We start from the raw sequence: 15,757 nt of genomic DNA on the forward strand, positions 1-15,757 counted from the left end.
ACCGGTGAGCGCAGACCAGGGACCGCAGACCAGGGACCGTCTGCCGGTGACCGTCCACCGGCAGACGGTCACCGCCCGGCCGCCTCCACGGCGGCCTGGGCGGCCAGGGCCAGGTCACGCCGGGCCCGCCACAGCTCCGGCCCGCGCGGCCCGATCGGGGCCAACGGCGCCGGGATCGGTGGCAGAAACGTCACCTCCGCCACCAGCCCCCGCACCGCGACCACCCGGGCGAGCGAGGTGACCAGGTCGTCATCGCCGACGAAGGCGGGCACACTGGTCGGCCGTCCGTCCGCCAGCCGGTAGCGGATCGTCACCGGCTGGACGGGAGCGCCGGACCGCACCGCGGCCTCGAAGAAGGCCGGGCGGAACCGGCCGCTCTCCCGCCCGCACCAGGTCGACCCCTCCGGGAAGACGACCACCGGCCGGCCTGCCCGGAGTACCCCGGCGACGGCATCGACCGCGGCCGGCAGGGCACGCAGCCGGTCCCGTTCCACGAGGACGGTGCCGCCCGAGGAGACCAGCCGTCCGAGGACGGGCCACTTCGCCACCTCGGCCTTGGCGACGGAACGGCCGGGGCGGCCGGACGCGATCAGCGGGATGTCCAGCCAGGAGACGTGGTTGGCCACCACCAGGACGCCGCCGTGGGCCGGCGGCGGCGCGAGCCGGACGGTCACCCCGAGCGCGCCGAGCAGGGTGCGCGCCCAGAGCCGGACCAGCCGGTCGCGCACCCCCGCGGGGAGGGCGCGCACCGGCGGGATGAGCGCGATGCCCGCCACCAGCACGGGCAGGAAGGCGGCCAGCCGCATCACCCGCCGGGGGAGCACCACGACCGGGGCCGGTTCGGTCAGGCAGCTCGCCGGCGTGCAGGGAGCCGTGGGCAGCCAGACGCTCATTCGGTCGTGGCGGTGGCAGCCCCAGGGGCAGCGACGGCGGTTGCGGCGCCGGAAGGGTCCAAAGAAGCGGTTGCGCCCGGGGAGGCTGCGGCGCCGGAAGGGGCTTGACCGGTCGGTCCCGGCAGCCCGGCGAGGAAGTGCCGCAGGTAGCGCGGGTCGGTGCGCTCCAGCGACAGCAGCACGTACAGGTCGGCGGTGGCGAAATCGGGGTCGTGCGCGGGTGCGCCGCAGACCCACGCTCCCAGCCGCAGATAGCCGCGGAGCAGCGGCGGCAGAGCGGCCCGCTCGGCGCGCGGCAGGCCGGTCGCGTCCCACGGCCGGTGCGGGGCGACCCGGTACTGTTCGGGTGCCAGGTACTTGGCGCTGACGGTGTCCCAGACCCGGGCCGCGGTGGCGCCGCCGTCGTCCAGCGGGATCGAGCAGCAGCCGCCGACCCAGGTGTTGCCGGTCTCGGCGAGGTAGCGGGCGATGCCGCCCCACATCAGGTTGATCACGGCACCGTTGCCCCGGTGGCGCGGGTCGATGCAGGAACGGCCCAGCTCCACCAGTCCGTCGCGGAGCGGGGCGAGGGCGGAGAGGTCGAACTCGCCGTCGGAGTAGAGCCGCCCGGCCCGTCGCGCGGCCTCGGGACGCAGCAGCCGGTAGGTGCCGACCACCGGGCCGTCCTCGCCCTCGCGCACCAGCAGGTGGTCGCAGTACTCGTCGAACGGGTCGACGTCCAGGCCGGGCACCGGGCTGTGCAGCACGGCGCCGAGTTCGGCGGCGAACACCTGGTGGCGCAGCCGCTGGGCGGCGCGGACGTCGTCCTCGTCGCGGGCCAGCGAGACGGTGTAGGCGGCGGGTGCCCCGCCGGGGGCGGGCCGGGCGGTGGTCGGCCGGGCGCCGGTCGGACGGGTCTGACGCGGGGTGGGCACCACGCCGGTGTGGCCGGTGAGGTGGCCGGGGGCGACTGCGGGCGGAGCGTACGTGGGGACGGTGGTCATGGCAGACCCTCCAGGGCAGCACGGACGACGGCGGCCACGGATCGCCGTGGCGCCTGCCCGGCCCGCGCGGTCGTCGCCTGCGGGCCGGTCTCCGTATGTTTTTCCGAGCCGGCTGGCGTCCACGTTGCGGTTCGGCGGAGCGCAGATGTGCACCTGCTGAATGGGGGCACCCGGCGCCTTCCGGCCACCTGCCGGGCGCTCGGACGTTGCCGCATGCTCCGCTCCATGGGGTGGAAACCGCGGGCCGGGGCCCGCCCCGGCCCCGGTGTTCCGGGCAGTGGTGTCGGCCCCGGCCCCGGTGTTCCGGGCAGTGGTGTCGGCCCCGGCCCCGGTGTTCCGGGCGGCGGTGCCTCAGAAGGCCTGCCACCCCTGCGGGTCGACCCCGCCCGGCACGGCGCCGGCCGGGCCGTAGGGCTCGCGGGTGAGGACGAAGGAGCCGACGTCCAGGTGGCTGACCGAACCGTCGGCGGCCCGCACCACCCGCAGCTTCTCGCCCGCGTAGTAGTTGTCCAGGCCCGTCCAGGTGCCGTCGGCCTCGGCGCGGAACCGCGAGCGGCGCGCGCTGCCGGCGAGGGAGGCCAGCTCCAGCAGACGGTCGGCCCTGAGCCGTACGAAGTGCGGGGCGGCGCCCCAGTACCAGGGGCCGGTGAGCGCGAGCAGTTCCTCGTCGACGGAGGGCAGCGGGCGCCAGGGCTCGGGCAGCCGGGGTTCGTGCTCGGCGGTGAGCGCGATGAGGTCCGCCGCGACCAGCGGAGTGTTGGCGCCGCTGGTGGCGTTGGAGAGCGCGACCGCCGCCAGGCCGTCCGCCTCGCTGACCCAGAGGCCGGCGGTGAAGCCCGGCATCGAGCCGGTGTGCCCGAAGAGCACCCGGCCGTCGTGGCGCATCAGCTGGAGGCCCAGTCCGTAGCCGCCGGACCAGTCGGCGCTGTCCGGGCCGGTGGCGGGCCGGCGCATCTCGGCGAGGGTGTCGGCGGACAGCACCTTGTCGTCGCCGCCGGCCAGGAAGGCGGCCCAGCGGGTGAGGTCGGCGACGGTCGACCAGAGCTGCCCGGCCGGAGCCATCAGGCCGGTGTCGGTGAGCGGCTCCGGCATCATGACGTCCGCCCAGGGGTGGACGGCGAAGCCGCCGGCGTGGGGGTGCTGGGGGAGCAGGGTGGTGCGGTCCATGCCGAGCGGTTCGAGGACCTCGCGGCGCAGCACCTCGCCCCAGGGCTCGCCGCGCAGCCGCTCGACCAGCGCGCCGAGCAGGGCGTAGCCGGGGTTGGAGTAGTGGAAGCGCTGCCCGGCCGGGTGCTTCTGCGGGCACTCGTTCTCGAGGACGTCGCCGAGGGCGGGGCGCAGTGCGCCGTCGGTCCGCTCCCACCAGGGCCCGGGCGTCTCGGAGGCGAGGCCGGCCGAGTGCGCCAGCAACCGGCCGACGGTGGCACCGTCGGCCGGGCTCCCGGGCAGATGGCGCCCGACCGGGTCGGCGAGGTCGAGCAGGCCCTCGTCGCGCAGCCGGAGCACCAGGACGGCGACGAAGGTCTTGGTGAGCGAGCCGATCCGGTACTGCACGTCGGTGGTGGGGGCGTGGTCGTCGATCATGCTGCGGGTACCGCTCCAGACCGGCCGGCCGTCCCGGACCACCGCGGCGACCAGCGAGGGCGTACGCCCCTCGGCCTGGGCCACCGCGATCCGGTGCAGCAGGGCGCGGCGGGTGGCGGGGAGCAACTCGTCGTACTGGTCGGTCATCTGATCCTCTGCATCATCGGGTGGAAACGGCTGAACGGGTCGGGCGCGAGCGCTCCGGCCGCCACCGGGGTGTCGGCGGCGGCGCGGACGGCGGGCGCCCTCAACCTAGTCCGGCGGCCTGCTCTGCTCCACCCCATATTCCCCGTCGTCCCGCAATGTCGCAGGGTGCTGCCCGAAAGCTCTCCCGGGCGAGGAGCGGCCGGCCCCGTCCGTTCACCGTCCGCCCGTGCAGCCCAACACCGCCTACACACTCGCCGGCTGGGTTCGCGGCAGCTACGTCCACCTCGGCGTCACCGGGTAACCCGCCCGCCGCCACCACCGTCATGAACGCCGCCGGCGTCAAGTGGTTCACCCTGGCCTTCGTCCTCGCCCAGAACGGCTGCAACCCCGCCTGGGACGGCGAGCGCCCGCTGCTGAACGGCGTGGACCAGGCCACCGTCAACGCCGTCCGCGCGGCCGGCGGCGACGTCGTCCCGTCCATCGGCGGCTGGAGTGGCAACAAGCTCGGCCCCAACTGCGCGGCCACCGCCGACCTCGCCGCCGCCTCCCAGAAGGTCATCGACGCCTACGGCCTGAAGGCGGTCGACGTCGACATCGAGAACACCGACGAGTTCGAGAACCCGCCGTCCAGGACCGCATCCTCGGCGCGCTCAAGATCGTCAAGCAGAACAACCCCGGTCTGCGCACCATCCTGACCTTCGGCACCGACACCGACGTCTTCACCATCATGCCGTTCGACTTCGCCAACGCCTCCACCGACATGTACGCCGCCACCGTCAGCGCCGCCGAAGGCCTCAAGGCCAAGCTCAGGTCCACCTACGGCTGGGACGACGCCACCGCCTATGCGCACGTCGGCATATCCGGAATGAACGGCCTCAGCGACACCGGCGAGACCACCACCGTCCGGAACTGGACCGCGATCCGCGACTGGGCCGACAGCCACCACATCGCCCGGCTCGCCTTCTGGTCGGTCAACCGCGACCGCGGCTGCCCGGGCGGCGGCCGGCAGGAGACCTGCTCCGGCATCGCCCAGAACGACTGGCAGTTCACCTCCGTCACGGCCGGCTTCACCGGCTGACACCCCGTCCGGCCGGCCGGCCCGGGCCTCTCGTCGAGAAAGGCCCGGGCCGGACTGTCAGCGGGGTGGTGCAGAGTGGGCCGTGCACAGGACCACCGGGAGGACGGGCATGTTCGACACCCTGCACGACATCGACTGGGCGGCCCTCCACCACGCCTACGGCCCGGCCGACGACGTGCCCGGGATGCTGCTCGGCCTCGCCTCCGACCACCCCGGCGAGCGTGAGGCGGCCCTCGACGACCTGCACGACGCCGTCCACCAACAGTGCGACATCTACGACTCCACGCTCGCCTGCGTGCCCTTCCTCTTCGAGTTGATCGCCGACCGGACCCGGCCGGACCGCGGGCCGGTGGTCGAGCTGCTCACCAGCATCGGCGAGGCCGTCCACCACTACCCGGCCGGCGAGGAGGAGAGCACGGAGGGGTCCGTCTGGCGGCTCACCCTGGCTCAGGGCCGGGCCGCCGTGGCCGCGCGCGCCGACGCCTTCTCCCCCCTGCTCACCGACCCCGATCCGGACGTGCGCTGCGCCGCGGCCGCCGCCCTCGCCCTCCTGCACGCGAACGGCCCCGCCACCCTCGCGCTGCTGCGCGGGCGGCTGTCGCACGAACCCGAGGCCGAGGCCCGGACCGCCCTCGCCACCGCCGCCGCCACCCTGGCCGACCGCTTCCCCGAGCTCGCCGCGCCCGCCACCGCCTGGCTCACCACCCTGGCCGGGGACGGGAATCAGCCCGCCGCCCTGCGTCTCACCGCCTCCGCCCGGCTCGCCGCCCGCGCCCCCGGCCCACTGGCCGCCGACACCGTTGCGTCCACCGCCCGACTGCTCCGCCACATCCCCGTCGGCCAGGCCGGCCGGTCGGCCGACGCCGCCCTGCAGATCATCCACCGCGCCCTCGGCGACCGCCTCACCGACCGGGTGGCGCTCTGTGCCGAGCAGCTGACCGCCGCCGACCCGGCGCTGCGACATGGCGGCATCCGGCAGGCCGGCCTGCTGTTCCACGAGGTGCGCGGCCCCTTCGGTGAGCTGGCCGCCCTGCTCGGCCGCCGGCTCGCCGACCCGGACCGGACCGTCGGCAAGGCCGCCGCCGCCGTCCTGCCGGACCTCTTCCGCCTCGCCGCCCCCGCGGCCGACGCCGTCGCCGACTGCCTCGCCACGGCCGAGGACCCCTGGTCCGACACCCGCTCCGACGACCTGCCCAACCCGCACCACCTGCTCCGGACCCTCACCCGGCTCGGCGACCCGCGCGCCCTCCCGGCGCTGGCCGCCGCCCTCGACCGGCCGGCCCTCCCGCACGACCTCGGCTTCCTCGTCGCCCAACTCGGCCCCGCCGCCGCTCCGCTCGCCGGCCCGCTGCGCGAGCGCCTCGCCGCCCTGTCACTGGAGCGCCCACCGCATCTCGACCGGGTCGACCCACTCCTCACCGCCCTCGGCGCGACCGGTGGCGCCGACGCCGTCCCCGCCGTCCTGCGCGTGCTGCGCGCCGCCCCCGCGGGCCCGCCGACCGACTCCGCCCTGCGGGCCCTCACCCGGCTCGGCCCGGCCGCCGCCGAGGCCGCCCCCGCACTGCGCACACTGCTCGCCGATCCCGGCTCGCCGCACGCCCTGCCCGCCGCCGCTGCCCTCTGGGCCGCTACCGGCGACACCGGCGCCGTCCTTCAGCTGCTCCTCGCCAAGGCCGGCGACCCGAGCCCGTGGGTCCGCCGCGCCGCCGCCAGGGCGCTCGCCCCGATCGGCCCGGCCGCAGCCGAGGCCGCCCCGGCCCTGCGGGCCATGCTCGCCGACGGCGAGGTCTGGGTCCGGGTCGACGGCGCCACCGCCCTCTGGCACATCACCGCCGACGCCGACGCCGGCGCCGTCCTCCCCGTCCTCACCGCCGCCTGGACGGAGAACCCGCACACCCGCGCCACCACCGCCGGCTGCCTTACCGCCATGGGCTCGGCCGCGGTGCCCGCCCTGCCACTCGTCCACGCCGAACTGGCCGCCACCCGCCGCCACAACGCCGGCTTCGGCAGCAGCCACGTCATCCACGACGACGAGCAACTGCTCGACGCCTGCCGCACAGCCGCCGAGGTGACAGCCCCGGCGGGCTGAGCGAGTCCGGCGGTGACCGGGCACCCGGTCCGGGACGACCGGGGCACCACCGACGAGGGCCTCGGGGGCAGGACCCGGGCGAGGTACTCCACCCCGCCCCGAGCCGGACGCGTACCGGCCTCCGCGGCCCGCTACCGGGCCGGGCGGACCTGGGTGATGCTCGTGTCACCGGCCCGCCGCTTGGCCTCCATGTCGTCGATCAGCTGCAGCACCGCCGCGTCCATCTGCTCCTTCGTCATGTTCGGGCCGTACTTCTCGTAGAGGTCCATGCCGATCTTCATCGACATGTCGTCACCGGGGTCGTTGGTGCCGGTGCCGCCGGTACCGGCGTTGGCGGCCTCGACGAGCTCCACCCGGCTGATCCCGGCCGACCTCCCGACGTACCCGTAGTGGATGTTGGAGTAGATGTCGTACGAGACCTCCACATCCCGGTCGGGCACCTTGAAGTAGAAGTCGTTCGCCGACTGGAGGTCGTAGCGCTTCTCCAGGATCGGCTTGTGGTCCCACGGACCACCGCTCTTGACCTGCTCGTACCAGATCGCCAGCCCCATCGCGCGCGGCCCGGCGACCGAGCCCGGGATCGGGTTGATGATGGCCCAGGGGCTCTCGCTCTGTTCCATGTTCCGCCGGATCTCGGCGACCTGCGCGGAGTCGATGTTGGTCTTCATCTCGTCGAAGATGAAGTTCGAGGCGTCCGTGAAGTGGGATTCGCCCAGCCCCGCCTCGGCCTTGTCGAGCGTGTTGTACCCGCCCGGGTTGAACTCCTTGTCGCTGGCGCCGGTGTTGCGCCCCAGCGCCCAGGCCGCCGCGCGGTCAGCCTCGTGGGCGGCTGCGCGGGCGTTGACGATGGCCCGCTCCAGCTCCTCGATGTTCTTCTTGTCCCGGGCGTCCTGCTCCGGGTCCGGCTCGGCCAGGCACTGGGCGGGCATCGCCTTCCCGCCGGCACCGACCACCAGGTTCAGCCGCGGCGCCTCCTGCTCGGCCAGCCGGAGCAGTTCCTTGCGGGCGGCGGAGATCGCCGTGTGGGCGTCCAGCAGGACGCCGTGGATGGCGTCCGCCTCGGTCATGGCGTCGTACAGCTCCTTGGACACCTTCGCCATGAAGGTCTGCGCCGCGTCCGCGTCGGCGCCGCTCCAGCTGGCGTGAGTCGGAACGATCACCTGGTCCCGGTACTTGCCCTGCTGCTCGCCCATGGCCCGGGCGGCGTTCGACCACTGGTCGGCCGCCTCCTTGAGTTCGGTGAGAGGTGCGGCCAGCACCTGTTCGTATGTCAGCATGCTCATCCCCGTGCTGTCTTGCGATCCGCCCGTAGTCGTGGGCGGTCAGTGGAACTGCGAACCCATGCCCTGCATCTGCTGCGCGATCCCGTTGTCGGTCGCACTGTGGCCGGCGGCGCTCTCGTCGAGGTTGCGGCCGGTGAGGTCGACCGCCTGGAGGATCGAGGCGGTCTGCCTGGACCAGCGCGTGACCGCCGTCTGGAGCGCCGCGCCGAGCTCGAAGCCCTGGTGTGCCAGCATGCTGCCGGCCCGCTGGCCCGGCGCCTCCGGATGCTTCGATCCGGCTTGGACGGCCGGCGATATCTCCCGGCAGTGCCCCGCGGACTTGCGCAGCACCCCGGTGTTGACGCTGACCCCGCCCGAGCCGCCGTTTCCGCCTTCCGGCATCCCTGTTGCCCCCTTCGTCGTCGGTTCCGCGCGCCGGAGGAGGGGCTCCGCCCCGCCGACCGGCCCAGCCCATCGTACGGATGTACGTTTCTGATGCGGCGAATGGTAGCGGGCGAGCCGTCGCCGCCGAACAGCCTCCGACGACGGGGAGCGGCCGGTCAGGCGGACACCGGGGGCAGCGTGCCGTGCCACAGCCAGGCCTCGAACAGGCCGCCCAACGCCAGGCCCTGCGCGTACCGCTGGGCGTGCGCCGTGAAGTCGGCGGTGGTGACGCTGCCATGGCGGTTGAGGGTGGCCCAGTCCTTGAGCATCCGGAAGAAGGGGGCCTCACCCAGAGTGACCCGGAGGGCGTGGACGGTGAGGCCGCCGCGCTGGTAGAGCCGGTCGTCGAACATCAGCTTCCGGCCCGGGTCGCCGAGCCGGAGGTCCTGCGGAAGGCGGGCCAGCAGGGCGCGCGCGGCCGCGGCGTGGGCGGCCGCGGACGGACCGCCGGTGTGCTCGGACCAGAGCCACTCCGCGTACTTGGCCAGGCCCTCGTTGAGCCAGATGTGGCTCCAGTCGGCGATCGACACGCTGTTGCCGAACCACTGGTGCGCCAGCTCGTGGGCGATCAGCCGCTCGTTCTCCCAGCCGCCGCCGAGGTGGTTGGTGCCGAAGGTGGCGACGCCCTGCGCCTCCACCGGGACGTCCAGCTCCTCGTCGGCCACCACGACCGCGTACTCGCCGAACGGGTACGGGCCGAAGATCTCCTCGAAGTACGCCATCATCTGCGGCTGCCGGCCGAAGTCGGCGGCGAACTCGGCCGCCAGCCCCGCAGGCACGTAGCCGGTCTGCCGCACGGCCGGGCGCTCGGCGAGCGCCACCGGCAGGTAGTGGCCGATCGAGACGGTGACCAGGTAGGTCGAGGTCGGCGCGGACTGCTCGTACACCCACGTCGTGCTGGACGCCCGGGGGGTGCGGGTGAGCGGCCGGCCGCCGACCACCACCGTGTACGGGGACGGTGTGGTGACCGCTATCTGGTACGTCGCCTTGTCGGCCGGCCGGTCGTTGCACGGGAACCAGGAGGGCGCGCCGACCGGCTGGCTGGCGACCAGCGCGCCGTCGGTCAGCTCCTCCCAGCCGAGGCCGCCCCACGGGCTGCGAACCGGGCGTGGGTTCCCGGTGTAGTGCACCTCGACGGTGAACGCGGCCCCCGCCGCGAGCGCCTTGGCCGGCCGGACCCGCAGCTTGCCGGCCCGGTGGGTGTAGCGGGCGGCCTTGCCGTCCACCAGCACCCGGCCGATCCGGAAATCGGCGAGGTCCAGCGCGAACTCGGGCAGGGCGGTGCCCGCGACGGCGCTGAGCCGGGCGGTGCCGCCCAGCCGGTTGGGGCCGGGCCGGTAGTCCAGCGCGAGTTCGTAGCGGTGGACCTTGTAGCGGGGGTCGCCGCTGTTCGGGAAGTACGGGTCGGGCGCGGCGGTGGGGGCCGCCGGGGCGTGCTGGTGGGTCACCGGGCGGGATTTCACCGGGTCGTGCGCTCCCTGCGAGCTGGGGGACAAGGACGCATCCACGGGGGACACGGCGGACATGGGGGGCGTGGCGGACGGGACGGACGTGGGTGCGGGGGAGGCGGGGCCGGTCACGAGGTGGTCTGCCACGCCTCGATCGGGTTGCCCAGCCACCGCGAGTCCGCGGGCACGGACTCGGCGCGCATCACCAGCGAGGCCGGGCCCAGCGTGCTGCGCGCGCCCACCGTACTGCCGGGCAGCACGATGCCGCCCGGGCCCAGGGTGGCGCCCTCGCGGAGGATGACAGTATCCATCCGCATGATCCGGTCATGGAAGAGGTGGGTCTGCACGACACAGCCCCGGTTGATGCTCACGCCGTCCCCGAGGGTGACGAGGTCCGCCTCCGGCAGCCAGTAGCTCTCGCACCAGACGCCCCGCCCGACGTTCGCGCCGAGCGCCCGCAGCCAGAGGTTCAGCACCGGGGTGCCCGGCACCGCGCCCACCAGCCACGGCACCGCGAGCACCTCGACGAAGGTGTCGGCCAGCTCGTTGCGCCAGACGAAACCGCTCCACAACGGGTGCTCCACCGCCCGGAACCGCCCGACCAGCAGCCACTTCGCCGCCACCGCGACCAGGCAGGCCGCCCCGCCCGCCGTCAGCAGCACCACGCCGGACAGCAGCGCCGCCGCCACCGGCGACCAGCCGGCCGCCAGCCAGGACAGCGCCGCCAGGGTCAGCGCGCCGAGCGCCCCGGAGGCCAGCACCGGCAGCAGCCGGGCCACCTCGACCAGCCCGCGGGCCCAGAGCAGCCGGGCCGGCGGCTCGTAGGTCAGGCTCTGGTCCGCCTGGTCGGCCGACCGCGGCAGCCGCATCGGCGGCATGCCCAGGTAGGAGCCGCCCTTCTTGGCCTTCGCCGGAGTCGCGGACAGCACGCCCACCAGCCCCCGCTTGGGGACCGACCGGCCCGGTGCGGTCATCCCCGAGTTGCCGAGGAACGCCCGCTCGCCGACCTTCGCCTCGCCGAGCCGCACCCAGCCGCCGCCCAGCTCGTACGGGGCGATCAGGGTGTCGTCCGCCAGGAACGCGCCGTCCCCGACCGTGGTCAGGCTGGGCAGTGCCAGCACCGTGGACACCTCGGCGCCACGGCCGACCTTCATCCCGAGCGCCCGCAGCCAGAGCGGTGTCACCAGACCCGCGTACAGCGGGAAGAGGATCTCGCGCGCCTGGTCCATCAGCTGGGTGACGGTCCACGCCTGCCAGCCGACCCGCCCGTGCAGCGGGTGCACCCCGGGCGTCAGCCCGACGCTGAGCAGCCGGACGGCCGCGACGAGCTGCGCGGCGTACACCACCCCGTAGGCCAGGGTGGCCGGGAGCAGGCCGAGCAGGGCGCCGCCGAGCGCGGTGCCGAGGCCCGTGCCGGGGTGCGCGAAACGGGCGAGCACCGCCAGCCCGGCGAGCGCCGGCAGGACCGGCAGCAGGCTGAGCGCCGTGCCGCTGGCCCCGTACAGCGCGGCCCAGCGGGCCCGGCGGACCGGCCGCTCCTTGGGCCAGGCGCGCTCGGCGCGGCCCAGTTTGACGGCGGGCGCGCCGCCCCAGCGCTGGCCGGTCGGCACCTGGCCGGTGATGCTGGAGCCGGCCACCACCTGGGCCCCCTTGCCGACCTTGGCGCCGGGCAGCAGGGTCGACCGCGTCCCGACCACGGCGCCCGGGCCGACCTCGACCTGACCGACCTCCAGCCGGTCACCGTCCAGCCAGTAGCCGCAGAGGTCGACCTCGGCCTCCACCGCGCAGCCCCGGCCGAGCTTGAGCATGCCGGTGACCGGCGGCAGCGAGTGCAGGTCCACCTCGGGGCCGACCTTGGCGCCGAGCGCCCGCGCGTAGCGCACGAGCCACGCCCCGGAGAGCGCGGTCGCGCCGGTCACCTCGGCGAGCCGCTCGGCCGTCCAGAGCCGCAGATGGGTGGAGCCGCCCCGCGGGTAGCGGCCCGGGCGCAGGCCGCGCAGGAGCAGCCGGGCGCCCCCGGCCGCGACGGCCAGCCGGCCCGCCGGGGTGTAGAGCGCCAGTGCGCCCGCGCCGACCGCCCACCAGGAGGCGGTCGGCGCCCACGGGTAGTCGCCGAGCCAGGTGAGCGCGTTGCCCAGTGCCAGCAGCGCGACCGTCCAGCGCAGCCCGACCACGGTGAAGAGCGGGATCAGCAGGAGCAGCTGGAGCACCTTGGCCCGGGTCGGCACCAGCGCGACCGTGCGGGCCTCGCCGCCGTCGGACGCGCCGCGCTCCAGGTGGCGGGCGAGCTTGCGCAGCGTCGGCTGCTGGTAGATGTCCAGCACGGCGGCGCTGGGGTAGCGGGTTCGCAGCAGGGTGGTGAGCCGGGCGGCGGCGAGGCTGCCGCCGCCGATGGCGAAGAAGTCCTCGCGCGGGCCGCTCACCGGAACACCGAGGATCTCGGTCCACTGTTCGGCCAGCCAGGCCTCGGTGCCGTAGAGCTGCTCGGTGGGCCCGGCCGTCTCCAGGCCGGGCAGCGGCCAGGGCAGCGCGTTGCGGTCGACCTTGCCGGACGTGCGGGTGGGCAGTGACTCGACCGGCGCGAGCAGCGGCACCAGGGCGGCGGGCAGCTCGGCGCGGAGCCGTTCGACGGCCTGCTCGCGGTCCCAGCCGTCCTTGGTCACCAGGTAGCCGACCAGCAGCTGGTTGCCGCCGCGCGCGGTGCGGACGGCGGCGGCCGCACCGGCAACGCCCGGCAGGGCCTGGAGGGCGGCGTCGACCTCACCGAGTTCGATCCGGCGGCCGCCGAGTTTGATCTGCTCGTCGGCGCGGCCGAGGAAGAGCAGGCCGGCCGGGTCGGCCTGGACGAGGTCGCCGCTGCGGTAGGCGCGCTCCCAGTCGAGCGAGGGCAGTGGCGCGTACTTCTCGGCGTCCTTGGCCGGGTCCAGGTAGCGGGCCAGGCCGACACCGCCGATCACCAGCTGGCCGGTGCCGCCCGTCGCGACCGGCTCGCCGGCCTCGTCCACCACGGCGAGGTCCCAGCCGTCCAGCGGCAGGCCGATCCGGACCGGGCCGTCCCCGGTCAGCAGCGCTGCGCAGGCCACCACGGTCGCCTCGGTGGGCCCGTAGGTGTTCCAGACCTCGCGGCCCTCGGTGACCAGCCGCTGCACCAGCTCCGGCGGACAGGCCTCGCCGCCGAAGATCAGCAGCCGGACCTCGTTCAGGGCTTCGGCCGGCCAGAGGGCGGCCAGCGTGGGGACGGTGGAGACCACGGTGATCTCCTGCTCGGCCAGCCACGGCCCGAGGTCGGCGCCGCTGCGGACCTGTGAGCGCGGGACGGGTACCAGGCAGGCGCCGTATCGCCAGGCCAGCCACATCTCCTCGCAGGAGGCGTCGAAGGCGACGGAGAGCCCGGCCATCACGCGGTCGCCCGGGCCGATCGGCTCGTCCTGGAGGAAGAGCGCGGCCTCGGCGTCGACGAAGGCGGCGGCGTTGCGGTGGGTGACGGCGACGCCCTTGGGGCGGCCGGTGGAGCCCGAGGTGAAGATGATCCAGGCGTCGTCGGCCGGGGTGGGGCGGGCGGGGGTCGGGCGGGCCGGGGCGGGCCGGGCCGGGTTGGCGGCCTCCTGCGGCGCGCCGGTGAGGGTCAGGGCGCGCTCCGCGCCGAGCACGGCGGCGACGGCTGCCTCCTCGAAGACCAGCTGCGCGCGCTCGTCCGGGTCCTCTGCGTCGACCGGGACGTAGGCGGCCCCGGCGGCGAGCACGGCGAGGATCGAGACGTAGAGGTCGTTCGTGCCGGAGGGGACGCGGATGCCGACGCGGTCGCCCGTGCCGATCCCGGCAGAGGCCAGCCGGCGGCGCAGCTGCTCGACCTCGGCGGCGAGCGCCCGGTAGCTGAGCACGGTCCGGCCGTCGTCCAGGGCCGGTTCGTTGGGGTGGACGCGGACGGTGGCGTCCAGGACGTCGACCAGGGTGCGCGGCGCGGGGGCCGGGCGTCCGGGGAAGAGGGCCGGGGCGAGGGCCTGTGGGGTGTGCGAGGTCTGCAGGGTCTGGGAGGTTGGTGGGGCCTGCGGGGTCTGCCGGGCCTTCTCGGGGGCGGCCGTCACGCCGGGGGCGGGGGCCTGTGGGGTGTGCGGGGCGTGCGGGGGGTGCTCGATGTGGCTCGGTTCAGCTGTCATGGCAGCCCGTGCGCTCCTCGTCCTCGCCCCTGTCCCGACCGGCGCTCGGCCCTTGGGGGCGGTGGGAGCACACGCCTGATCGGGTGACCCCACTCCGGGGCCGGAGCGGACAACCCGACCGATGGTAGCCCGGGGTGATGAACGGCGTACTGCCCGACACTCCACCCAACTTGCGCCCAGCTGGCCGAATCTGACTGTAAGTCAGCGAATAACTGAGCTTCTGTGAGTCATTTGTGACGAGCTGTCAGTCAGCTTGACGGACCGTCAGCCTTTTTTCCGGGCCGTGACCCACGCCACACCGAAAGGTGCTCCCTTCGGGTGGCGGACGCCGCGCTGGAGGGTGCTGGACGCGGCTGCGGGTCCGGTGGCGTGCCCGTCATGGCCCCGCCGCGGCCCCACGGCGGCCCCTGGAGCCGGGCCTGCCGCGGGGTGTGAGGTGCGGGGTGCGTCCGGGGCAGGCCCGGGTGGTTGCGGCGGTGATCTGTGGCGGTGTCCAGTCGGCGTGGCGCAGTGCGGTGCGCACCATCGCACCGGGCGGGGTCAGGCGGATCGCCGCGTTGCGGGCGGCGACGGCCAACGGGTGGGCGAGCTGCTGTCCCATCCGGCCGGCGCGCCGCGCATCGCGGGCGACCGCCTGGCTCCGCGTGCGCCGCTCGGCGTCGTACCGGGCGAGGGCCGACTCGACGCCGGGCTCCGAGCCGATCGCGGCAGCCAGGGTCACCGCGTCCTCCAGGGCCTGGCAGGCGCCCTGTCCCAGGTGGGGGGTCATGGCGTGGGCCGCGTCGCCGAGCAGTGCGACCCGGCCCGCCGTGAACGAAGGGAGCGGCGTGACCAGCTCGTTGACGTCGTGATGCAGGACGGCCTCCGGGCGGGTCGCGGCCAGCAGTGCGGGGATCGGCTCGTGCCAGCCGGCGAAGCGACGGCGGACCTCGGCCAGCGGGTCCGGGTAGCGCATACCGGCCGGGGCGGTGAGCACCGCGTGCCATTCGGCCCGGCCGTCGGGGAAGGCGATGTGTCCGAACTCCGCGCCGTGGCCCCAGGTCAGCTCGAAGTCGGCGATCGAGTCGCCGGTCGTCCCCTCGACCGGCCGCTCGGTGATCGCCCGCAGCGCCGTCGAGCCGCTGTAGACCGGGCCGGGGTGGTCGGGGAAGAGCCGGCGGCGCAGTCGGCTGCCGATCCCGTCGGCCGCGACCACCAGGTCGGCGTCGAGCGCGGTGCCGCCGTACTCGACCCGGATCCGCGGGGGCCGGGTGGCGCCAATCGCCGGCTTGGCCGCCTCGACCGCCGTCACCTCTGCGCCGATCACCAGCGACTCGGCCGGCAGCGCCTCCCGCAGGATCCGGTGCAGCGCGGCGCGCGGGATGCCGATGATCGGCGCGCCCAGCTCGCGCTCCAGCGCCGTGCCGTCCATCCGGGCCAGCCGGCGGCCGCTCGGAGTGCGGGTGCCACCGGTGTACTGGCGGCGCGAGGCCGCCTCCACCGCCTCGCCGACGCCGAGGGTGGTGAGCGCCCGCAGGCCGTTGGCGGCCAGCGAGATCCCGGCGCCCGCGTCGTCCAGCTCCGTTGCCCGCTCGACCACCGTGACGTCCCACCCGGCGAGCCGGAGCCCGATCGCGGCTGCCAGCCCTCCGATGCCGCCCCCGACCACCACCGCGCTGTTGCTGCTCATGCC

The 15,757-nt window shown here is 75.1% G+C and carries 9 protein-coding genes and 1 pseudogene; 2 read left to right on the forward strand and 8 right to left on the reverse strand.

Annotated elements, in window-relative coordinates; all coding sequences use genetic code 11:
- Positions 1–68: 68 nt before the first annotated feature.
- From OG286_RS36845 to OG286_RS36855, 3 genes are all read right to left on the reverse strand, one after another.
- Positions 69–893 (reverse strand): lysophospholipid acyltransferase family protein, encoded by an 825-nt coding sequence (locus tag OG286_RS36845; protein WP_331741250.1) that lies wholly within the window; start codon positions 891–893, stop codon positions 69–71.
- Positions 890–1,876 (reverse strand): GNAT family N-acyltransferase, encoded by a 987-nt coding sequence (locus tag OG286_RS36850; protein ID WP_331741253.1) that lies wholly within the window; start codon positions 1,874–1,876, stop codon positions 890–892. Before OG286_RS36850 ends, OG286_RS36845 begins: the two co-directional genes overlap by 4 nt.
- A gap of 351 nt (positions 1,877–2,227) precedes the next feature.
- Entirely contained in the window at positions 2,228–3,607 is a 1,380-nt protein-coding gene (locus tag OG286_RS36855; protein WP_331741256.1) for a serine hydrolase domain-containing protein, read from the reverse strand.
- 257 nt (positions 3,608–3,864) lie between these two features.
- On the opposite strand from OG286_RS36855, the pseudogene OG286_RS36860 reads away from it, so the two are divergent.
- Positions 3,865–4,685: pseudogene (locus tag OG286_RS36860) on the forward strand (chitinase); the annotation flags it as partial.
- 109 nt (positions 4,686–4,794) lie between these two features.
- Positions 4,795–6,774, forward strand: a complete 1,980-nt coding sequence (locus OG286_RS36865) for a HEAT repeat domain-containing protein (protein WP_331741259.1) — start codon at positions 4,795–4,797, stop codon at positions 6,772–6,774.
- Positions 6,775–6,905: 131 nt separating this feature from the next.
- On the opposite strand, the gene OG286_RS36870 is transcribed toward OG286_RS36865, so the two are convergent.
- The 5 genes from OG286_RS36870 to OG286_RS36890 all read right to left on the reverse strand — a co-directional run bounded on the left by OG286_RS36870 (position 6,906) and on the right by OG286_RS36890 (position 15,754).
- Positions 6,906–8,057 (reverse strand): polymorphic toxin type 44 domain-containing protein, encoded by a 1,152-nt coding sequence (locus OG286_RS36870; RefSeq protein ID WP_331741261.1) that lies wholly within the window; start codon positions 8,055–8,057, stop codon positions 6,906–6,908.
- Between the two features lie 39 nt (positions 8,058–8,096).
- Positions 8,097–8,438: a hypothetical protein gene (locus OG286_RS36875; RefSeq protein ID WP_331741264.1), complete on the reverse strand. Its 342-nt coding sequence runs from the start codon at positions 8,436–8,438 to the stop codon at positions 8,097–8,099.
- A gap of 158 nt (positions 8,439–8,596) precedes the next feature.
- Positions 8,597–10,006: a M1 family metallopeptidase gene (locus OG286_RS36880; RefSeq protein WP_405366113.1), complete on the reverse strand. Its 1,410-nt coding sequence runs from the start codon at positions 10,004–10,006 to the stop codon at positions 8,597–8,599.
- 50 nt (positions 10,007–10,056) lie between these two features.
- The gene (locus tag OG286_RS36885; RefSeq protein ID WP_331741268.1) at positions 10,057–14,085 is read right to left on the reverse strand and encodes a Pls/PosA family non-ribosomal peptide synthetase; all 4,029 of its coding nucleotides are present in this window, start codon (positions 14,083–14,085) and stop codon (positions 10,057–10,059) included.
- 376 nt (positions 14,086–14,461) lie between these two features.
- The gene (locus tag OG286_RS36890; protein WP_331741271.1) at positions 14,462–15,754 is read right to left on the reverse strand and encodes an FAD-dependent monooxygenase; all 1,293 of its coding nucleotides are present in this window, start codon (positions 15,752–15,754) and stop codon (positions 14,462–14,464) included.
- Between the last annotated feature and the right edge of the window lie 3 nt (positions 15,755–15,757).

The organism is Kitasatospora sp. NBC_00039, from assembly GCF_045160625.1.
Classification (GTDB): domain Bacteria; phylum Actinomycetota; class Actinomycetes; order Streptomycetales; family Streptomycetaceae; genus Kitasatospora.